The organism is Aquimarina sp. RZ0, from assembly GCF_008370685.1.
In the GTDB taxonomy this organism is placed as follows: Bacteria; Bacteroidota; Bacteroidia; order Flavobacteriales; family Flavobacteriaceae; genus Aquimarina.
The window spans coordinates 1-22,363 of sequence record NZ_VTZU01000054.1 but is presented as its reverse complement, the minus strand read 5'-3'; the positions used below and the strand labels follow the sequence as shown (position 1 = coordinate 22,363).

General features: G+C 32.4%; 20 protein-coding genes and 1 pseudogene. 10 read left to right on the top strand and 11 right to left on the bottom strand.

Annotated features, from left to right (window positions below):
* Positions 1-15: 15 nt before the first annotated feature.
* Complete coding sequence (locus tag F0000_RS19030) at positions 16-753, top strand: protein phosphatase 2C domain-containing protein (protein WP_149626316.1); 738 nt, start codon at positions 16-18, stop codon at positions 751-753.
* Here the strand turns inward: F0000_RS19030 and F0000_RS19025 are convergent.
* From F0000_RS19025 to F0000_RS18990, 8 genes are all read right to left on the bottom strand, one after another.
* Positions 743-1,567: an alpha/beta hydrolase gene (locus F0000_RS19025; protein WP_149626315.1), complete on the bottom strand. Its 825-nt coding sequence runs from the start codon at positions 1,565-1,567 to the stop codon at positions 743-745. The two genes, F0000_RS19030 and F0000_RS19025, sit on opposite strands and share 11 nt — an antisense overlap.
* The gene (locus tag F0000_RS19020) at positions 1,557-2,846 is read right to left on the bottom strand and encodes a mannosyltransferase (RefSeq protein WP_255452807.1); all 1,290 of its coding nucleotides are present in this window, start codon (positions 2,844-2,846) and stop codon (positions 1,557-1,559) included. Before F0000_RS19020 ends, F0000_RS19025 begins: the two co-directional genes overlap by 11 nt.
* A 107-nt stretch (positions 2,847-2,953) precedes the next feature.
* A complete protein-coding gene (locus F0000_RS19015) occupies positions 2,954-4,426 on the bottom strand; it encodes a cellulose synthase family protein (protein ID WP_149626313.1) in 1,473 nt (490 codons plus the stop codon).
* Positions 4,426-5,118: a glycosyltransferase family 2 protein gene (locus F0000_RS19010; RefSeq protein WP_149626312.1), complete on the bottom strand. Its 693-nt coding sequence runs from the start codon at positions 5,116-5,118 to the stop codon at positions 4,426-4,428. Before F0000_RS19010 ends, F0000_RS19015 begins: the two co-directional genes overlap by 1 nt.
* Positions 5,119-5,568 carry a toxin-antitoxin system YwqK family antitoxin gene (locus tag F0000_RS19005; protein ID WP_149626311.1) on the bottom strand — a complete coding sequence of 150 codons (450 nt, stop codon included), beginning with the start codon at positions 5,566-5,568 and terminating at the stop codon, positions 5,119-5,121.
* A 264-nt stretch (positions 5,569-5,832) separates the two neighbouring features.
* Complete coding sequence (locus F0000_RS19000) at positions 5,833-6,753, bottom strand: M57 family metalloprotease (protein ID WP_149626310.1); 921 nt, start codon at positions 6,751-6,753, stop codon at positions 5,833-5,835.
* Between the two features lie 811 nt (positions 6,754-7,564).
* The gene (locus F0000_RS18995; RefSeq protein WP_149626309.1) at positions 7,565-9,154 is read right to left on the bottom strand and encodes a 4Fe-4S dicluster domain-containing protein; all 1,590 of its coding nucleotides are present in this window, start codon (positions 9,152-9,154) and stop codon (positions 7,565-7,567) included.
* 56 nt (positions 9,155-9,210) lie between these two features.
* Positions 9,211-10,512 (bottom strand): NAD(P)/FAD-dependent oxidoreductase, encoded by a 1,302-nt coding sequence (locus F0000_RS18990; protein WP_149626308.1) that lies wholly within the window; start codon positions 10,510-10,512, stop codon positions 9,211-9,213.
* Positions 10,513-10,835: 323 nt separating this feature from the next.
* On the opposite strand from F0000_RS18990, the gene F0000_RS18985 reads away from it, so the two are divergent.
* The 6 genes from F0000_RS18985 to F0000_RS18960 all read left to right on the top strand — a co-directional run bounded on the left by F0000_RS18985 (position 10,836) and on the right by F0000_RS18960 (position 16,985).
* Positions 10,836-11,546, top strand: coding sequence for a DUF547 domain-containing protein (locus F0000_RS18985; protein ID WP_149626307.1), 711 nt, complete (start codon positions 10,836-10,838; stop codon positions 11,544-11,546).
* Between the two features lie 73 nt (positions 11,547-11,619).
* Entirely contained in the window at positions 11,620-12,555 is a 936-nt protein-coding gene (locus F0000_RS18980) for a hypothetical protein (RefSeq protein ID WP_149626306.1), read from the top strand.
* A gap of 36 nt (positions 12,556-12,591) precedes the next feature.
* Positions 12,592-13,602, top strand: coding sequence for a glycoside hydrolase TIM-barrel-like domain-containing protein (locus F0000_RS18975; RefSeq protein WP_149626305.1), 1,011 nt, complete (start codon positions 12,592-12,594; stop codon positions 13,600-13,602).
* Positions 13,595-14,338: a hypothetical protein gene (locus F0000_RS18970; RefSeq protein WP_149626304.1), complete on the top strand. Its 744-nt coding sequence runs from the start codon at positions 13,595-13,597 to the stop codon at positions 14,336-14,338. Before F0000_RS18975 ends, F0000_RS18970 begins: the two co-directional genes overlap by 8 nt.
* A 61-nt stretch (positions 14,339-14,399) precedes the next feature.
* A complete protein-coding gene (locus tag F0000_RS18965; protein WP_149626303.1) occupies positions 14,400-15,665 on the top strand; it encodes a POTRA domain-containing protein in 1,266 nt (421 codons plus the stop codon).
* 54 nt (positions 15,666-15,719) lie between these two features.
* Positions 15,720-16,985 carry a POTRA domain-containing protein gene (locus tag F0000_RS18960; RefSeq protein WP_149626302.1) on the top strand — a complete coding sequence of 422 codons (1,266 nt, stop codon included), beginning with the start codon at positions 15,720-15,722 and terminating at the stop codon, positions 16,983-16,985.
* Between the two features lie 433 nt (positions 16,986-17,418).
* Here the strand turns inward: F0000_RS18960 and F0000_RS27845 are convergent, their stop codons facing one another.
* Positions 17,419-17,559 (bottom strand): hypothetical protein, encoded by a 141-nt coding sequence (locus tag F0000_RS27845; protein ID WP_188112186.1) that lies wholly within the window; start codon positions 17,557-17,559, stop codon positions 17,419-17,421.
* Between the two features lie 535 nt (positions 17,560-18,094).
* On the opposite strand from F0000_RS27845, the gene F0000_RS18955 reads away from it, so the two are divergent.
* A complete protein-coding gene (locus F0000_RS18955; RefSeq protein ID WP_149626301.1) occupies positions 18,095-18,604 on the top strand; it encodes an RNA polymerase sigma factor in 510 nt (169 codons plus the stop codon).
* 66 nt (positions 18,605-18,670) lie between these two features.
* A complete protein-coding gene (locus tag F0000_RS18950; RefSeq protein ID WP_149626300.1) occupies positions 18,671-19,579 on the top strand; it encodes a FecR family protein in 909 nt (302 codons plus the stop codon).
* 73 nt (positions 19,580-19,652) lie between these two features.
* On the opposite strand, the gene F0000_RS18945 is transcribed toward F0000_RS18950, so the two are convergent.
* Positions 19,653-20,366, bottom strand: a complete 714-nt coding sequence (locus F0000_RS18945) for a TIGR04283 family arsenosugar biosynthesis glycosyltransferase (protein WP_149626299.1) — start codon at positions 20,364-20,366, stop codon at positions 19,653-19,655.
* 26 nt (positions 20,367-20,392) lie between these two features.
* The gene (locus F0000_RS18940; RefSeq protein ID WP_255452806.1) at positions 20,393-21,103 is read right to left on the bottom strand and encodes a DUF547 domain-containing protein; all 711 of its coding nucleotides are present in this window, start codon (positions 21,101-21,103) and stop codon (positions 20,393-20,395) included.
* A gap of 1,041 nt (positions 21,104-22,144) precedes the next feature.
* Between F0000_RS18940 and F0000_RS18935 the strand changes: the two are divergent.
* Positions 22,145-22,363: pseudogene (locus F0000_RS18935) on the top strand (IS256 family transposase); the annotation flags it as partial.

The window sequence follows — 22,363 nt, the reverse complement described above, 5'->3', positions numbered from 1 at the left end:
CAGGGTATACTTTTTATGAAAATATATTCTACACTTACTATTGGTAGCTTTCATACAAATCATTGTGAGGATTTTTTAATATCAGAAAAAATTAGCTCTGATAATCTTCTGGTTGCTGTTATGGATGGTTGTACTATGGGGCAAGAGTCAGTTTTTGCATCCATTATTATCGGAAAAATTTTAAGAAATATTGCCAAGGAAAAATTTTATAAAGATTTTGTTGAACAACAGTGTATAGACAAGTCAATTAGTTTAAAAGAAGTTATGCAAGAGCTTTTTTTTCAACTTAAGATTTCTAAAAATCAATTAGGTTTAGAAACTCAAGAACTGTTATCCACACTCTTGATAGGGATTATTGATTCAAAAAAAAGAAATGCTGTATTTTTGGCAGTAGGAGATGGTTTGATTTATTATGATGGAAATGTAATTGAGTATGAGCAAAATGATAAACCAGATTATTTAGGGTATCACTTACATAAAGATTTTGATATATGGTATTCTTCTCAAAAACAAAAAATGATCATAAAAAATTTTAGAGACTTATCAATTTGTACAGATGGTGTTTTTTCTTTTAAGAATCTGAAAAATAAAGAAAATCAAAAAAAAGAATCAGATATTATTGAATACTTATTAATGAATAAAGAAGGTATTGAATATGAAAATTTTCTAGAAAAGAAAGTTCGTGATTTGGATACAAAAGAGAACCACGTATTAACAGATGATCTGGCTATAATAAGAGTAGTCAATACTTAGATAACAATTCTTTTAATTCATCATAATATTGTTTTGTAAGATGTACTCCGTGACCTCCTCCTTTGATTAAGGTTACGTCAATTTTTTCAGGGTATAAATCTTTTAATCGTTTGGAGTGTTCTTCTGGTTTGATCAGGAAATCTCGAGTACCATGAAAGATTTTTATTGGACAAGTAACTTCTTTTAAGAATTTATACGATGGGATTTCATAATTTATTAAGAATAAAGGTACGGGAGCCATATTTGCTATGAATTCATTCCATGCGTAATAGGGAGCTTCCAGGATTAGAAGTCTAGGGTTGTTCTTTGAGGCTGTATAGGATGCAAAACCAGTACCAAGAGAAAAGCCTAATACAATGATATCTTCTTCTTTGTATCGGGTCAAGATATAATCGTATATTTTTTGGGAATCGTTATATAACTCGGCTTCTTCTTCATAAAAGCTATCACTTTTACCATAACCTCTATAATCAACAAATAAGATATCATATTTGTTATCTGTATATAAGGAAGCTCTTTCTCCCCACTCATGAATTGCTCCGCCATTGCCATGAAAATATAGGATAATCCCCTTGCTTACAGTATCTGTTTTAAATAGTAAGGTATTTAAGACTACATCTTTTTCTACAGGGATGTCAATTTCTTCAAATGGCTGATCAAAGATGTGTACATACTCTTTGTCCAAAACTTTAGGATTAAAAAAGAATCGTTCTTGTTTTACATAAAAAAAAATATAAACTGCAAGAATCAAGACAATGATAAAAACAATCATTCGTACTAATCTTCGCCCTATTTTTTTGAAATTAATTTTCAATATAAATTGATTTTAGAGAAACTTTTTTAGTGTTTTTTATAACTTCAAAAATAAAAATACCAAATACAACAGTATACTCCAGAGCAACAGACCATAAATTTTCTTTAAAATCAGGATGTATGTATGCTGTATAACTCAGGATAATAAAGAATGACCACCAAATAGGAAATTTGTAATTGGTAAACACACATAATACTAATGGTACACTGATATACCAGGGGTGTACTGTGGTAGATAAAAAATAATAACTGCTAATACCAATAACCATTAAAGATATTAATTGTAGTGTGCTTTTGTTTTTTCTGAAAAAAGTTAATATTGTAAGAATTCCGATAACAATTAAAGGTAAAATTTTACCCACAGTACCGATAATATTCCAGCCTATTGTCTGATAACCAATCCATCGTATGATGTAATAAATACTTGCATTGAATTCAAAATTTTGAAACCAAAGACTAATAGTCTTCGTAAAGTTATCTATAAACGAAGAGGATAAGAACGGTAAAAAAAGAATAATGGTTGTAGTTATGGCAAGTGCATAGAAGCCAATAAGTCTCAAAAACCGATGGATTAAGTTGTGTGTCTTGAATTGTTTATTGTGATTAAGTATAAATTTCTGAAAGAAAAGAGGAAGAAACAATAAAGGGATAAGTTTTACTGAAACTGATAATGCAAACACGATCGCCGCCCAGTACCAATATCCTTTTTGTAATAAATACAGAGACCAGACCAGAAAAAATACCATTACAGCTTCAAAATGAAGATTCCCGGTTAATTCAATAATTATAAAAGGGTTAAGAATATACCAGAAAATCCTGTTTTCTGGTAGTTTTAGTGTTTTTAGTAATTTTCTTCCCAAGAAAAAAGTACCTGCATCGGCAAGAATAATGAGTATTCGCAGAACAATAACAGAGCCTACAATGCTTTTGCTTGCAAAAATACCAGCAATGAGATAACAAAATTGGCTAACAGGAGGGTAATTGGTATAATGACTACCATTAAGTTGCCCCATACCCTCATATAACAGTTGGGCTTGTGCAATGGGGATATTTTCTTTTTGAACCCAGTCTTCTGGCAGAGTTAGATATGGGTTTATCCCTTCTAATAACATCCTTCCATCCCAAATGAATCGATAGAAATCTTGTGATAAATTAGGAATTGCTAGCAAGAATATAACCCGAAATACTAAAGCAGTGATCCCAAGTAATTTAATGTTATCAGGATTTAATCTGATAATTTTATAGGAAAAAAAGAATAGAGCAGACCATAAAGCTGCCATTTTTATAAAATCTATCCTCCCTAAGCAATAGGCAAAGTTCCAGTAAAAAAAAATGGTAAATACTATGCATAGAATGGAAAAACGATTATGTTTCCATACGGTAAGCATTACAATTTTGAAGTGACAGATTTAAAAAATACAAAACCAAATCCAAGAAAAAGCATCACATGAAATAAAAACAATCCAAAATCCTGAAGTTTAAAGGCACTATATATTGCAAATGCAAAATAACCCATCAATAAAGCTTCAATAATAGTATTACCAGATATATTTTTATTTACATACTTATTTCCTTTCCAGGAATCTTTTAGTGTGTTTATATTAAATTTTGGGGTTCTTACAAATTCACTTTTTTTTCCAAAATGTCCTTCTAATACGGCCATAGAGTTATGTACAGAGAATCCCATTGCAATAGAGAAGAATGTAAAGAACATTTTTATATATTCCATAAAATTCCAGAATCCACCACTATGTATTTTCTTAAATGTGTGCCAATAACAAAAGAAGAATATGATAGTGCTTAAGGCAAAAAATGCAATCACATTAAAGTACCAGCTAAACATTGGGTTATTGTTCTTAATATACATAATAGGAACACTGAGAACTGCTACTAAAAGGACTAATAAAAACATACTGCTGTTTAACAAGTGGAAAAAACTATGGAATTTAGTTTTAAAAGGAACAGTTTTATCTTTCAGCATTTTCCAATATAATTTCTGAAAATTCTCTGCAGCTCCTTTGTTCCATCTAAATTGCTGAGAACGAGCTGCGCTAATAACTACGGGCAGTTCTGCTGGAGTTTCTACGTCTTCCAGGTATTTAAATTTCCATTTTTTGAGCTGAGCGCGATAGCTTAAATCCAGATCTTCGGTCAATGTATCACCTTGCCAGTTTCCGGCATCTTCGATACATTTCTTTCTCCAAACTCCTGCGGTACCATTAAAATTAATAAAATGGTCTTTAAAATTACGCCCAACTTGCTCCATAGTAAAGTGGAAATCCAGGGCAAAAGCCTGAATTTTGGTAAGCATAGAGTAATTCCTGTTGATATGCCCCCATCTGGTTTGCACTACTCCTATGTTTTCATTCTTAAAATAAGGAATTGTTTGTAGTAACCATTTTGAACCAGGAAGAAAATCAGCATCAAAAATGGCAATAAACTCACCTTTTGCTATTTTTAGACCTTCTTTTAAAGCTCCTGCTTTAAATCCCGTTCGATCATCACGACATATATGATGTATGTCCAAACCGGTTTGCCTCAGTTTTTCTATATGTATGGCAGTAGACTCTACAGATTCATCCGTAGAATCATCTAATACCTGAATTTCTAATTTATCATTAGGGTATTCTAATAGTGCGATATTATCTAATAAACGTTCCATAACATACAATTCATTAAAAACAGGTAATTGTATGGTTACTATAGGAGTTTCTTCTTTTTTAGAAAGATCAAAAGTAGGGCAGTTATCATCTTGCTTCCTGGACTTAAGATAATTAAGGAGCAGGTTTAACTGTGCCAGGCTGTACAAAAAAATTACGAGTAAAGCCAAAGTATAAATAATAATGATAGCAATATCCATTACGCAAAGCTATATTTAAAAATCCAACTTAATATCTTAACGCCTGCAAATATAGCACCTTTTATGGTTCCTGAAACTTTTGAGACACCTATTCTCTTTTTATAATGTACTGGTACTTCAACATATGAGTACTTCTTTTTTAATGCTTTTAGCTGCATTTCTACTGTCCAGCCATAAGTTTTATCCTGCATACCTAATGCTAAAAGTTTATCATATTTAATTGCTCTGAAAGGGCCTAAATCCGTGAATTTAGCACCAAAAAATAATCGCATAAGACTAGTTGCCAGCCAATTTCCGAAAATTTGCGGAATTGTCATTGATCCAGATTCCCTTAAGTTTTTATCTCTTGCCCCAATAACCATATCAATATTCTGATGTACTATAGGAGCAATAATTTTAGTTAATTCTGAGGGGTAATCACTATAGTCTCCATCCAGAAATACAATAATATCAGGGGTGTTATCCAAACCAGCGATATAGCTCATCCCCTTTAAACAGGCATATCCATACCCCATTTTTTCTTCCCTAAGTACAGTCGCTCCACTTTTTTGTGCTACAGATTCTGTAGTATCCGTAGAATTATTACTCACTACTATTATCTCTGATACGATATCAGGGATTTCCTTAATCACATGCGAAATAGAATCTTCTTCATTAAAAGCAGGGATTATAACTTTAATTATTGGACTCATTTATAAGGAAGCATTGGGATTATCTCTTTTAAAACTCGATATATCTGTCCATTCTCCTGTCTTCTCATCATTAATATATTTCTCAGCTTTAAAAAGCCTGTCATTTTTATATAAAAGACAGAACCCATTTTTTTTGTCGTTTTGATATTGATACTTTTTAGTGATTTTAGTTTTAGAAGATGCAATATCGTAAATAATCCACCAATTTTCGGCTTTATTATTCTTAAAATGTCCTTCCTTGAGAAGTTCATTATTTTGAGAATAGAAATACCAGTACCCCTCTTTTTTTCCATGAAGGAAATGACCCTTTTCGGCAACTTTTCCGTTAGGATAATATACAAACCAATAATCTGTTTTTTGATCGTTTATTTTCCAACCTTCAGTTTTGATTAAACCGTTGTCGTAGTATTCTCTGTGATATTCCTTTTCGATAGTAATTTGATTTCCCATTATAGGGAATAAAATTATATATATAAAAAGCTTATACATGATATTGTTAGATAATTTGTTTGCGTTTAGACGATCCCCTTTTTAAATACTAACATCGTTTATAAATTAAATATGATTTTAATTTTTTCATTAACTAAAAGATAAAAAAAATCTCAAAAAGTCGAAACTCTTTGAGATTTTTTTTATCTTGTTTATACTTCTATTTTATTGACTATAGAAATTGATTAAGAGGTTTTGTTTAAAAAAAACAGATGATAGTATTATTTAAGGCTGATATCCATAAAGCCATCTCATTGCCGTAATATCTTCTGGAAAATATCCAATTTCATCCCCTACAAAAAAGCAAGCTTTCATAATGGATTTTGTAAAATTACCAGATTCATCTGTAGTTGGTATATAATCGTTCCCAAGAGGATCTGTTTCTTCATTGATACCCCCGCAACTTCGTCTAGTGGTATAGTCGCTGTGACGCAGCCCAAAGACGTGACCAAACTCATGAAGTAGCATAGTTCTTAAGAATCCCCGGCTGAATTGCTCAAAAAAGTGAAAATTCATTTGTACATTTTTTCCTGGATTTCCATCTGAATCAGGAAACTCAGCCATTCCGAAGAAAGCAGTTTTGCTACCATTGCTATCCACCAGATCTGTCCACCATACAGTGACATCTCTTTCTATTGAATCTATTACGGTGACATCTCTTTCTATTGCTTCAATTTCAGTAGAAGCAGCAAAAATGGGTTCTAATTTTATGGTTGTCTTAAGGTCTTCATTAAATTTATAAATTAGATCTTGACACGCTAGTTTTTGCATTGGAGTAAGGAAATCAACAAAAGCAACTTTATAGGTTCGATTACCATTTACACTAAAATGTGTTTGAAACGCTTTTGTATGATCCGTTCCTTCAATATCAAGTATCGAGTTTTTTACATTTAATATTTCGGATTCCTTAATTAGCATATCACGATAGCTAAAATATTTGATTTCCGAACCGTCGGGAAGTTGAGTCGTTACCAATTGCGTGTCTTCTATATCAAATCCTGCTTTTATTAAGTTTGATTGAATCTCCTTGGAAAAAGAGGATTGATCAAGGTCAGTATTTGTAAAAGACTCATTTTCGCAGGATGAAAATAATCCTACCAGGATTATCGTAAGTAGAAGACGTAGTGTTAAAATGACATTTTTCATTGTTATAAAAAATTAGTTAAATAGTTGAGCAAAATGGTTAATAAAATTTGTAACCGGTTATTATATAAACAGCTAAGATGCTTTAAGCCCTAATCTTTTTTGGTTATTTTTATTGATAAACCGTTGTATAGCGGGGTAAATTCCTTATATAAAATTGTACGAAAAAACTTTCTTTTTATTATTATTTTATGTGTTTATGTCGATTTAAATTAATTAGGGGTAGGTTAAATGTATTTGCACTTTGCTTAACTATAAAAATTACCTTGATTTTTTTATGTTAAAATTTAACAATAATAGTTAGATCATTTTTTATTTTTTTTTATTAGTATTGATTAATAGATAGTTGTATTTATTTTTTAATATTTATTTAAGAAAATGAAATTGTTAAATTATTTCAGGTTTATTGTGAAATGTTTAGTTGATTTCTGTCAATTGAGGATCTGTAAATTTTAGTGGGTAATTTTAAGGTAGAAATGGTATTATACGATTTGCGATTAAAAAATTCGTATAAATTCATTGAATTATTTTTTCTTTATGCAAGGCAAAAAAATCAAACATAGCTATAGTTACGGTTTATTTTTTTAACGAAGTAGAAAGGAAAAAGAAACGATGAATATGCGAAATTTTTAGTTATAAATCGTATTAGAGCAGAAATGGTATTTTTTATATCATAATAGAATGCAATTGGTTTTTGGATATTTATAAAAAAGCCTTCCTGATTTCTATAGAAATCAGGAAGGCTTTTAAAATTTTATTTTAATCTTTTATGGGGGGCTTAATTTTTTAGATTTGTTCCCTCTAGATTGTTGATTTATTTCTTATTTACAAAATCCATTAGGTCGACGTCATTTCCCAGTAAAATTTCAGTAGAATTAATTCTACCGTCTAATCCATCATTTTCTAATTTTAATACTCCTCTTGGGCACACTGCAGAACATACTCCACACCCTACACAACTAGAACGAACAATATTTTCTCCTTTTTGAGCATAAGACCGCACATCAATTCCCATCTCACAGTAGGTAGAACAATTTCCACAAGAAATACACTGACCTCCATTGGTAGTGATTCTAAATTTAGAAAATAAACGTTGTTGGAACCCTAGTATGGCAGCCATAGGGCAACCAAATCTACACCAGGCGCGATTTCCTAAAATTGGGTAAAATCCGGTTCCAATCACACCAGAGAAGATAGAGCCAATATATAAACCATATGCAGATCGCAAACCTCCAGCTTTCAAAAAGAAAACCTCAGTTGTTGTTCCTGTGAAGTGCATTCCAACAAGGGATAGTATTACCACAAAAAATCCTATTGCACCATATTTGGCATCTTTGCCAAGTTCTTTTCCTTTAAAAAATAAAACCGAAGCAAAAACCAGTACTAAAAATCCAGCAACTAGAAGAAGGAACAGATCTTTAGTAAGCCAATATTTATTAGGGTCATATCCCAGGTATGTATGGATAACCGCTGTGGTCATTACTACAGAAAAAACCAATACAGTGTGGATTAACCATCTTTCTAATTTCCAGGCACTCATTTTTTTGCTAGATAACTGTCTAAAAGAATCTCCGGCAGTTTCTGCCAAACCACCACAACCACAAACCCAAGAGCAGTACCATCTTTTACCATATTTATAGGTCAGAAATGGAGAAATAACAAATATGGAGAGGATTCCGAAAATAAGTAAGCCTAAACCAACCGTCTCATTATTAATAAATGAATCTATCCGATATTGATCAAAATTATAATAATTAAGAGGCCACATGTTTTTAAGATCATAGTAAGGAAGGTCAGAATTCATGACATACATAAATTCTGGAATCAGGAATGCAAATCCCAGCTGAAAAAACATAACAGAGACTGTACGTAATTGCTGATATCTATTATGGCGATATTTTAATATAAACTTATATCCAAACACTATAATGGCAATGGTATAGAGGGTGCCATATACAAACCATTGACTTGCGGGTCTTCCGCTAAGGAGTTGGCTTAGAGGGTCGAATAATCCAATTAATCCAGTGTTAGCTTCACCATTAGTACCCTGACCTAATAATTCTGGATAAAAATATAAAACAATATAAAAAGCAGTTAGCACTACACCGGTCAACCAGCCAATGATTCCTCTGGAGGATATGGATTTAAACCATACGCCATCATTTTTAATCCCTTCTAATTTTGTTAAATAGGCATCATTTGCATAAATAATAGTACCGATTGAGATAAGAATCAGTGAAAGTGTTAAGAATACTCCTTGGTTTGGGAAATTAGTATTTAGAAGAGCTAAAACTAATATGAATAGCCCTATCAGCCCTGTTGCAAGTGCTATTTTTTGCTTTGTAGAAATCCCTTTTGTATCCGGAGAGGCAAGAGACATACTATGATTTAATTTATTACTCATGTTGTTGTATTTTTTGGTTCTTTAAGACGATTAAAAACTTAAAGAATCTTATGTGTTTATGCTGTTTTAAGTTGTGATGATGTAAAAGTTGAAAGAATAGTAGTTTCGTATGTTTTATAAAACTCTGGATCAAAATTAGCTTCTTCCAGATGTTGCATTACATAGTCAACATCTCTTTTTTCTGTAAGCCACTTGTCAAATACTTCGTGTCGCATGCGTATACCAAATGTATTAAGACCCAGAAATTCTCGCGTGTCTTTATGGTAAGAAACGGTTAAGCATTTAGTGTCATCCTCATGTTTCCAATGAAATTGTTCTTCATATTCTTTGGGTTTACCAAATACCCAACCATAGGTTTGGTATTCTATATCCAGGAATTTTGCACTATTAAACCAATGTCCAGGTTTATATTCGATTTTATTTCCGCAGATTGTTTGAGCAACTGTTTCGCCCATCATTCTTCCTGTATACCAAACGGCTTCTATAGGTCTTCTGTTGCCGATTGCTTCGTGTTGTTCTGCGCAATCACCAATGGCATATATGTTAGGTATGTTTGTTTCCAGATGTCTATTTACTTTGATACCACGCCCTAGTTCTATTCCAGATTCTTTTAGGAAGTCAACATTAGGAGAAACTCCAGCAGTAAGTCCGACTACATTACAGTCAATCACCTCACCAGTCTCTTGAATTACTACGCCTTTGACTTTCCCATGTTCATCAGAGATAATCTCCTTAAGATTCATTCCTAACCGAAGGTCAATATGATGATTTTTTATGTGTCTGTTAATCATTGCGCTTTCTCCGGCAGGTAATACCGCATCCCAAAAACTCTTTTCTCTCACTAAGAAAGTAACAGGAATCCCGCGAGAATTCAACATTTCTGCTAATTCGATCCCAATGAGACCACCTCCTACAATGACAGCACGTTTACAGACAGAGTTATTAGGTGCATATTTTTCCAGATTTTCTAAGTCCTGTTTATGATACATCCCCATCACCCCATCCAGATCTTGTCCCGGCCATCCAAACTTGTTGGGTTTTGATCCTGTTGCAATAATTAATTTATCGTATGATAAAGTTTCTCCAGACTTAAAGAGTAACTGATTATTTTGATGATCTACATTTGATACATACCCTTTTTTCAGCTCTATTCGGTTTTTATCCCAAAACCAATTTTCATAAGGTTGTGTGTGTTCGAATTTCATATGCCCCATATATACATACATGAGTGCAGTACGTGAAAAGAAAAAATCTGTTTCGGCAGAAATAATAGTAATTTTTTTGTCAGACATTTTTCTAATGTGCCTGGCGGCTGTTACACCAGAAATTCCATTGCCTATTATAACAATATGTTCCATAAAGAGAGTTGTTAGGTTGTTTCAATTTTATTACTAAAAAGTGAAGTTCCGTATGTAAGTCGCTTATAAATATAAGAACTTAAATCGTATCAATAATTTAGAATCAATCTAAAAAATGACGATTCTGTAAGGATTAAGAATCTATTCGTACCTTGTTTAAGGTTGTAAAAATGAGCAGTAATACTTCAAAAGAAATTAAAATTAATTTGTAAGTAGCATTCATACCCTTCGACTCAATGCCCGTTACCAAGGTAAACATTGATAAACAAAAAATCTTAATCAATAAAGCTTCTTTGTCTTAAGAAGTTTCTAAAATTTATAAAATGAAAAAGTTATTAATTATAGCAACTTTTCTTGCGGTTAGTGCTGGTTTTTCACAGAGTACTGCTGACTTTTTTACAAAGTCTGATGCTTTCTTTAAAAAGCATGTTACCAAAGGAAGAGTAGATTATGCAACCATAAAAAGTAGTCCTGCGGCATTAGATGAATTATTAAAACAAGCTGCTACCATAAGCGTTTCTAAAAGTGATCCTAAAACATATCAGGCTTTTTATATAAATGCATATAACCTTGCAGTCATTAAAGGTGTAATAAATAAGTTTCCAACAAAATCACCATTAAATATTAAAGGTTTTTTTGATAAAAAGACATATACATTAGGAGGAAAAACGACAACACTTAATGATTTGGAAAATAAAATATTGCGTAAAAATTTCCCAAAAGAAGCTCGTTTTCATTTTGTACTGGTATGCGCAGGTTTGGGCTGCCCTCCAATAATATCAGAATCTTACAAGCCAGCAACTCTGGAAAAACAATTACAGCGTCAGGCTACGATTGCATTAAATAATCCTAACTTTATAAAAGTAAAAGGGAAGAAAGTGCAATTGTCTCAAATATTTGAGTGGTATAAGGGTGATTTTACACAAAATGGATCAGAGATTGATTATATCAATCAATTCAGAAAGGAAAAAATCCCTACAAATGCAAAAGTATCCTATTACTCTTATAACTGGAGCTTAAACGTAATCAAATAATTTTAATCTGTTACTAAATAATTAGGGTATCATAACTCTGTTTTTTTTTGAATAACATAATATTTATCATATCATGAAATCGACCAAAAATTTTATAACTGTACTTTTCTTATGCCTTTCTATTACCTTTGGGTTTAGTCAGGATGATGGGGATGACATTTCTAACATACAAGAATTCACGCCTTCCAAATTGTTAAAAAAAGGACAATGGGACATCAAATTTTTTAATAGTATTTACACGCAAACGGAACAAACTGATGCGGGCTCTAAATCTGTTACCATAGACAGACAAACGTTTTTTACCAATACAACAGAAATATTTACAGGTGTAAGTAAGAATTCCAGAGTAAATATCGGAGCAGTTTTTCAAATACGATCCAACGCACTGGGAGGTCAGGGAGCATTAGATGTATTTTCTTTTGAAGATAATGGAAATGATAGAAGGTCTGGCTTAACAACCATAGCTCCGGCTATTAGAGTACAGCCTTTTAGAAGTTTGTCTACTTTTTCGTTTACAACCTCTTTTATTATTCCTGTATTCGAAGATGTTCCCGATGCAGTTGAAGATAATGTTTTCTCTTTTCTGGATCAGCGAAGTTTTGCCTGGGAAACAAAATTCTTTTATGACAATACCTTTGGCGGTAATAAATGGCAGGTATTTACAGAAATAGATTTTAAATATAATTTTGGAGAGAAATCAAGTGAAGCAGATGGGACGCAGGAAAATGTGAGTGAGCGTTTTGCAAATAATAGTTTGTTTTTACCATTGAGTGCGTTTTTGAGTTATTTCCCAACATCAAAATCTACCATTTTTGTGAATGCGCAGCAAGCATTTCTTATTGATTTAGGCAATGATTTCTCTCAAAACGGAACACAAGTAGGAATTGGAGGAAAATATCAACTTACCAAAGTATTAAACATAGAAGGATCATTTGGGAAGTTTGTACGAGGAAGTAACTTTCAGGGATTAGGGCAAACATTTAGTATAGGATTGAGAGCTTTGTTCTAGCATTTGATATAAATAAAAAATTGTATTTTCAGCAGTATGAAAATATATTTAAAACGTCTTTCTATACTGCTGATCAGTATTGCTTTTTGCAGTTGTTCGGGACAAGAGACCAAAATCAATGGAATTAGTTTTGTCGGATCTCCGCAAGAGATTGATGTGACTCATATTGATCCTGTAGTAAAAGTAAATGCTAATTGGGCTGCCGTAATGCCATTTGGTTTTGTCAAAAATTTAGAAGCACCTAATGTCGTTTTTAATATCAAAAGACAATGGTGGGGAGAAAGAAGAGAGGGCGTAAAAAAAACCATTGAATTACTAAACCAACGAGGAATTAAGATCATGCTGAAACCTCAGATATGGGTTTGGAAAGGAGAGTTTACAGGTAATATCTCCATGAGTTCTGAAGAAAACTGGAAGACGTTTGAGGATACATATGAAGATTTTATACTGTTGTATGCACAATTGGCAGAAGAGATGGATGTTCCTTTGTTATGTATCGGTACAGAGTTACACACCTTTGTACAGAAAAGACCGGAATTCTGGAGACAGCTTATTAAAAATGTACGATCTGTATATAAAGGAAAATTGACATATGCAGAAAACTGGGATCAGTTTGGAAATGCTTTTTTCTGGGATCAATTGGATTATATAGGGATTGATGCCTATTTCCCGGTTTCTGATAGTAAAACGCCTACTGTAGAAGAAGTAAGAAAAGGCTGGAAGCAACATAAAAACAATATTGCTGCTTTACAATCTAAAATAGAGAAACCTGTGTTGTTTACAGAATATGGATATAGAAGTATTCATTATACTGGAAAAGAACCTTGGGATTCTAATCGGGTCAGTGGAAATATAGACCTAGAAGCTCAGAATAATGCTTTACAGGCATTATATAATGAGTTTTGGAAAGAACCCTGGTTTGCAGGAGGATTCTTGTGGAAATGGTATCATAACCATCAGGAATCCGGAGGAAAAGAAAATAATAGGTTTACCATACAAAATAAACCTGCAGAAGAATTAATAAGATCATTATATAGAGATGACTAGAATCCGTATTATAGTATTCCTTTTATGCTGCATTTTTTATGCTTGCAGCGAAAATGAGAGTACTATACCACAGGATACTTCATTAGCATCTCTCGTTTCGGCTAATACTACTAAAATTGATAACGTCATTGCTTGTGCTTCTAGCTCTGGTATTGATGAAAGTACAATTATAGCCTATGTATATCCCAGACCTGGGGCAACAGATATTAGCTATTATGAAACTTCTGGTATTAATTTAGATAAGAATGAATATCAAAACTACAAACGAATAGCAATACCTCCTTCTGATTTTTTTAATGGATATCTGAAAAAATTTGAAAGAACCACAGATAGTGAGAAATGGGTGATTATCACTTTTTTTGAAGATGGGGTGTTGCACCTGTCAAATCCTATTCGATTAAAACACCGTACCAAACCTACAACATTTACTAGTGATGTTTCTATTGATATGACGACAGCAATGATGCCTGTTTTTGGGTGGACTGATGGAGTTGATGATGATACAGTGATTTATTTTCAGGTAATTTCTGATATGAGTAATGAATTACTGTCGGGGACCTATACTACCCAGCAGCAATTTCAGTACTACAAGCTGGACAATGTGGTTTTAAATATCACACGAGAGACACCCCCTCAGTTAAATATTACAGACACCTATAATTTCACACTAATGGGAGTTAGTGAAGATAATTGGGTAAATCTATTTATAGAGCGAAGTTTTATGCTCACACCATAAAGTTTTTGAAAAAAAAAGTTATGTATTGCCTTAGAAAAAGGTGATTTTGAAAAAGAAAAATATGAAAAATAAAGCGCTTACAGTGATAGTTTTCTTGATCTGTAGTTGTATCTGTGCACAAGAATCGACGGTATCAGAATTAAAAATTAACGGCTTGAAAAGAACAAAAGAGTCGTTTATAAGGCGATTAGCCAAAGTAAAACCAGGTGCTGTATATGATTCAGTAAAGGTGGCAACAGATATAGCACGTCTTAAAAGATTACCTGGAGTTGCAAATGCGGTATACAAAACGGTAAAAAATGAAGATCAAAGCTATACTATTACTTATGATATAGAAGAGAATTTTACTATTATTCCCGGATTTAATATTGCAACTGCTACTAATGGTGAATTTGCTTTTAGGGTATCATTATTCGAATTCAATTTACTGGGAAGAAATCAGATACTGGGGGGCTTTTATCAGCGAGATGTTTTTGATTCCTATGGTGGCTATTGGGAAGCACCTTACCTGTTTACGAATAAGTTTGGTTTTGGTATAAATTATAAAAATTTGGTTTCTCAGGAACCGGTTTTTTTTGATAATGATAACGATGTGAATTATAAGTTTGAGAGTAAGGCTTTAGAGGTGAATTTACTGTATGAATTTGATTTTCATAACAGAGCCGAAATAGGAATTAATATTTCTGAAGAAGAATATGATTTTCTGGATGGAAACCTGCCCACCGGAATACCCTCAAGCTTATCAGCTGATAAGATTGCCTATCGTGGAGAATATGAATACAATGATATAAATATTGATTATCAATATGTTTCGGGGTTCAGAAGTTTACTAGATGTTCGGTTTGTAACTGGGGGAGATGAGTTTTTAAGAAATTTCTTTATTGGTAGAAATGATTTTGAATTTTTTAAAAGAATAGGAGAAAAAGGAAACTGGGCTAATAGACTTCGATTAGGGTTTGCGTCTAATGATGAGACTCCTTTTGCTCCTTTTGCAGTAGATAACCAGTTGAATATTCGTGGAACAGGTAATGTCATAGACAGAGGAACTGCTGCTATAGTTTTAAATACGGAGTATCGACATACATTATATGAAAAAGGATGGTTTGTAATCCAGAGTAATGCTTTTATCGATACAGGAACCTGGAGAAATCCGGGAGGAGATTTAGTAGGATTGGTGGATGGTAGCACATTACGATTTTATCCGGGATTAGGAATCCGTTTTATACATAAGCGTATTTTTAATGCAGTTTTTAGATTAGACTATGGATATGGGATAGGAAATGATGCCAGCAATGGAATTGTTTTTGGTATTGGTCAATATTTTTGATATCGATCTAATTAGCCTTATTTTTGATTCTTATTTAGTTGATGAACCCAGGTGATGCAAAAAAAAATTTTAATTACCCCATTCTTATTTGTCCTTTTTTGTGGCTTCGCGCAGCAACAAACAATTGTTGAGATCAACATACAAGGAAATAACAAAACAAAATCCTCTTTTATAAGAAAGATTTCGAAAATAAAAACAGGAACTGTACTGGATTCTGTGCTTATAGAAAGTGATATCAGGCGTATCAAAAGGCTTCCTTCTGTTGCTCACGCCTATTTTCAGGTACACCCTACTGAGAATGAAGGAGACTATCGCGTTGTCTATGGTATCCAGGAAAACTTTACTATCATCCCCAGTGCCAATGTGTATACTACCAATGATGATGAATTTGCTTTTAGAGTAGGTTTGTATGAATTCAATCTTTTGGGGCAGAATATTACTTTGGGCGGCTTTTATCAAGATGATATTTATAGTTCTTTTGGAGCGAGTATACGGTCCCCTTATTTGTTTAGTAGTAAAGCTGGATTAGCATTCAACTATCAGAGCCTTACTACTCAGGAACCTGTGTTCCTCGATACAGGTACAGCAGATTATAAATATAATAATACTTCTTATGAACTTTTGGGGCTCTATGAATTTAATTTTCAGAATCGTATAGAATTAGGGGTTAATTATTTTAACGAAGATTATCAATACAAAAGCGGAGCAACAGGTCCCAATGTACCTTTGGATTTTGATGTAAACAAATTGTTGTATAAGCTGATTTATGAATATAATAATCTGGATTATTATTTTCAGTATGTTTCCGGATTCAGGAGTGTTCTTAATTTTCAGTATGTAATTAGTACAGAAGATGTATTACCTGATTTTGTAATAGGGTGGAATGATTTTTTATACTATCATAGGATTGGTAAAAAAGGGAATTGGGCATCAAGGCTTCGTCTGGGATTGGCGACCAATGATGATTCACCTTTTGCTCCTTTTGCTGTGGATAATAACCTTAATATTCGTGGTGTAGGGAATACGATTGATAGAGGAACCGGTGTTATTGTACTGAATACTGAGTATCGGCATACCTTACTGGATAAAGATTGGTTTGTGTTACAGAGCAATGTTTTTGTAGATGGGGGCAGTTGGCGTAATCCAGGAGGAGATTTTGGAGATTTTGGAGATACACAGAACTTCAGGCTATATCCTGGGGTAGGATTCCGTTTTATGCATAAACGAATTTTTAATGCCATCTTCAGGATAGATTATGGTTATGGAGTTACAGAAGAGGCTACCAATGGTTTTGTTTTTGGGATTGGTCAGTATTTTTAGATTTATATTGCAGAACATCGGTGCAGCAGACTTTTGTTTTTGGTATAAAGTGTTTCTGCTCAATACATAACTATTTTGAAATGCGCTACACTGTATTTCTGTTGCACAAGCTCGTGTCTCACTAAAATAGTTTACTGAACTATTTTGGAGCTCAATCACATCAACTCCAAGGTAATTAAGTTTTCTATAGGTTCGGTTTTGCTTTCTGCCGGTATGCCCTATTCATCCAGGACTAGTTCATATACTAGTTATACGATTTATAACTAAAAATTTCGCATATTCATCGTTTCTTTTTCCTTTCTACTTCGTTTAAAAAATAAACCGTAGCTATAGCTATGCTTGATTTTTTTGCCTTGCATAAAGAAAAAATAATTCAATGAATTAATACGAATTTTTTAATCACAAATCGTATTATATAAGTTTTTATACAGGATCATGGTAAAAAAGGTGTTCTTTCTCCTGTGTTTTTGGTTTTTGTAATTTGTAGTATGGTGCCTTCCATTGATTCTAACTCTAATGTTATGTCTTTATTTTCGGGAATGGTGACAGTAATTCTCAATTTGTAATTAAACAAAGGAATGAAGAATTATTACGAATTAAACCAGTGTTTTACCGAATATAATACTTAATTTTATGAAACCTTGTGTAAGAAACATCCTGATTTAAAATCCACAGAACTTAAACATTGTATATTGATAATGCTTTATATATCCACTAGATATCCAAAATTCTAACTATTTTATTGCGTAGTGGACATACATCTTGATGTTCAATTTGAAAAAAGATGGGTTTGGGTTCTGGTTTTAAGTCTTACAAGTTGTATCAAGAATTTGTAGGTTGAACATCGTGTTGTTTCTTTAACTGCTTAGTATTGAATGACTCATATTTTTTCTGGAGTAATTGTAAAAATTCCAGATTTCAGTTTTTGGAAATATCCCTGCCAATATTATGTTAAAGGTGTAAACTCAGGTCAGTTATTCCGACTGAATATAAAGAAATTATAGTGAGTTTGAATACTGAAACATCCATTCTTAAAATCTGAAAAAAACACAAAAATGGGTCAAATACTAAAAACTATTATATGTTGTAATAAAACTTTTTAAAACCTCATGAAAAAGAATCCCATCTGCGAAAAGAAAATTTTTGAATCAATTTTTAATGAGCATTCAACATCGTTAAGAAATAATATGTACTATAAATGTGGGGATATGGATCTGACAGAAGATATTGTACAGAACGCTTTTATAAAGTTATGGTTAAATTGTGAAAAAATTATTTTCGCAAAAGCAAAATCTTTTTTGTTCACAGTAGCCAACAATAATTTACTTAATCATATTGCACATCAAAAAGTTGTGCTAAAATATGAGCAAAAATCCCATTGCGAACTTAATAATCAGGATCCCCAATTTGTGATGGAAGAGAAGGAGTTTATGAAAAAACTACAAAATGCAATAAATGAATTGCCAGATAAACAACGGGAAGCTTTCTTATTATCCAGGATAGATAAAAAAACATACAATGAAATATCAGAAATTGTAGAAGTTTCTGTCAAAACAATAGAGCGGAGAATACATCTGGCGTTGTTAAATTTAAGGGAAAATTTAGGTGATTTTTTGTGATAAAATGAGTAAGTTTAATTACTATTGTTCTTAATAAGAAAGAGGTTACCAAAAAAACAGAATAAAATGAAGAATATGTATGGAGATAATAATTTTTTAGCAAAATGGCTTAGTGATGAACTTACAATAGAGGAGAAAGCCATGTTTGAAAAATCTGAAGATTATCGAAAATATGTAAAAATTATAAATTGCGTAGATACTCTTGATACACCTACTTATAATAAAGAGAAATTATTTTTGGCAATACAGCAGGGTATTGAAAAAGAAACGAAGAGTGACCGTTCAAGTTTTAAATGGATCTACAGTGCAGCTGCCGCAGTATTGCTTATAATTGGATTGTTCTTTTTCTTAGATACTTCCGTTAAGCAGACTACCAATTTTGGGGAAAAATCCTCGTTAGTATTGCCAGATGGTTCTGAGGTTTTTCTTAATGCTAAGTCATCTGTAAAATTCAAAAAGTCAGATTGGAATACCGAAAGAAAAGTAGTGTTGACAGGAGAAGCCTTCTTTAAAGTGAAAAAAGGTTCTGATTTTTGGATTGAAACACCCTCAGGAGAGGTATTTGTGCTTGGAACTCATTTTAATGTTAATAGTAGAAAGAATTTTTTTGAAGTTGTTTGTTATACAGGAAAAGTCAAAGTAGTTGTGGATAATCAAAAAGAAACTATTCTAACAAGACAGAAGGCTTACAGAGTAGTTGATGCGATCGGTAAAGGTTGGGATATTAAAAAATCAGAACCCAGCTGGTTGTCTGGAGAAACAACCTTTACAGAAACGCCTATAAAACTAGTGATACAATCCATAGAAAATCAGTTTGATGTAAGTTTTGAAAAGGGAAATATTGATGAAAACCAACTTTTTACGGGTAGTTACAACCATAATGATATTGAACTTGCCCTAAAAACAGTTTTTGCTCCAATGGAAATTTCATATCATTTTAAAAATAAAAATAGTATTACTCTTACTAGAGAATAAAGTAAGATAGCGTACCTAATTTGATTTTAGTAAAAGAAAGATGCTTTTTTTATCTATTTTTTACTACTAGCTGTTATGAAGAAATCACTTTTTCCCTGTAATATTGGTAAAGATCTTCAGAGGATGCTCCCAGCCATCTTCGCATATGAATATTTAAGAAATGATATTGTAACTTCCAGACACCCATTTCTTCATAACGTCTGGCAGAAGTAACGATATATTCGGGAATGATCACAAATTTATTGATAGCAAACAAACGATCTACAAGATCGTTATCTTCATACACAATATAGGATTCATCATAGCCATTGATTTCTTTAAAGAGAGAAGCCGTAATAAACTGGCTTTGATCTCCTCCTCGACATCTTTTACTTTGGAACTGTGTGAGCCATCCCAAAAAGCGTAACCACCAATGGTTAGAATCGAATTTCATTCTAAAACACCCTGCTTCGTTTTCCTTATTTACCTGTGCGATAATATGGCTGTCATAGCCCAATGGCGGGAAAGAGTCGGCATGAAGAAAATATAGTATTTCTCCTATTGCGTGACGAGCTCCTGTATTCATTTGCCGGGCACGCCCTTTTTTAGAAAAAATCAGTTTTATGTCAATGTTTTGATTTTTAGAAAATTCCTTAACTATATCTACTGATTCATCTACACTACCTCCATCTACTACAATAATTTCTGTAATAGTTTCCAGATTAGAAGATGCATATGTCAAATGGGAAAGCAGCTTATTTATTGTAACTGCTTCATTTAATATGGGGATGATTATGGATATTCTCAATTCAAAATTTTTACGCGAATATAAAACTACTCATTTAAACTCCAATTGTATTTTTTATACCCTTTTTTGGGCTGTTTATCTATTTTAATTTCAGAATACTTATTGATAAAAGATTTGGCATCACCTCCGCCTATTTTAAAATCTTTCTTGAACCAGGAAAATATTTTAGAAACTTCAACTACTTCGTTTGTAATTGTATTCCTCAGAGGATCATTTATAAAGTTTCTGGTCTGAGTATCCAGAGCTTTGTCTACGTTTCTTGCCGTAAAAGCTCTATTCCATACAACAGGACAGGAAAAAGAGGCACAATTAATGGCAAAATGAATTCTGGGATCATTTAATTTTCTGAGGATTTTATGCTCCAGCTCGTTTAAACTATACAATACACCATCAATCTTAAAAAATTTCTTATCCCAGGGATCTTTGATATCCTTAATACTATTGATAGGATAATTATCGATAATTAATTTTATAGTATATGCATTATAGGCATTAATCCAGTAGGCTAATTTTTCTTCTTTACTCCATCTTTCTGTTGGAGCGTTATCAGATAGGTAGGCAAAATATTCGTAGAGTTGAGAGCTGTCTCTCATGAATCCTTTATAGTTTACTTTTCCATCATCTGAGACATTGATTAATAAAATCTGATCCCAGATTGCATGGCTCAAAGGTTGTTGTGCTTTGATCTGAATAGCGATCATTGTAAATAGTAATAGTAGTAGTTTTGGGACATTCATTATTTTAAAATTTTTATAGGATTTTTCCCTTATTATGTTATTGTACCGGGTATTCATACTTAAAGATAATATCTTTTTGTTATTTATGTATCTGAAAACCTGTTAAGTACTTATGATTTTTTGGTTTTAGTCCAAAACATTTATCATACCTTACAGTGAATATGTTCTTATGTTATGATTTAATTAACACAATAAAGGATAGATTATTCTGTAAAAATATAGAAAGGGAATGCTACGTTTTTGGGTGAGAGTCTGAATTTTTGATACAGTTTATTCCTGTGTTTTTTTACTGTCAATGCCATGCGACACTATTTCTACTTTAAAAATATCCATTCAAATTTACTCATTTTAGTTTCTACTTCAATATAAAAAAAGCTATAGGTCTATGGCTATTTTTTAATTTCCATACGTATTTTCAAAGCAGAAATAGTGTGATAATTACGATTCGAATTTTAGAATCATATCGATATTCTTTTTTTGAGTAAAACCATGCTGTAGCTATGGTAATATTTGGCTGTTACTTTCTCAGAATTCAGAATAATGACTGATTTTATTTTAAAAATGAGTAGGCTGTATTTTATTTCTTTAATCAGGTTGAGATAAGAGTGCGCCAATAAGAAGAATTGAACTCATTCCAAATCGATATTATACCATTTTTGCTTTAAAATTATCTAAATAATACGATTTGTGATTAAAAAATTCGTATAAATTCATTGAATTATTTTTTCTTTATGCAAGGCAAAAAAATCAAGCATAGCTATAGCTACGGTTTATTTTTTAAACGAAGTAGAAAGGAAAAAGAAACGATGAATATGCGAAATTTTTAGTTATAAATCGTATAAAATACAGTTATTTTTTCATTAGGCAAAAAAGAAAAGTTCAGCATAGCCCAAGCTACGATTAATTTTTATTTTGAAGCATAAGGGGGAAAGAACAAATTTTAGTGGATAATTTTAGGGTAGAAATGGTATTAGTTCTCGAGAGTGTAAATATAACCTTGTCTGAATACTAAATTTTTAATTTACACATTATTCAGATAAGATGACAAAGACAGAACAGCAAGAATTAGAAAAGAAAGCTCTAGAACAGTTTATGACTGGGAAGAGTTTATTTGGCAAAGATGGCGCTTTCGTACCTATGCTAAAGAGTTTTATAGAAAAAGCCTTAGAAGCGGAGATGGAATCTCATTTAAGCGATACTGAGCGTTCTAAAGGCAATAAGCGTAATGGCAAATCCAGAAAGACTGTAAAGAGTAGCGAA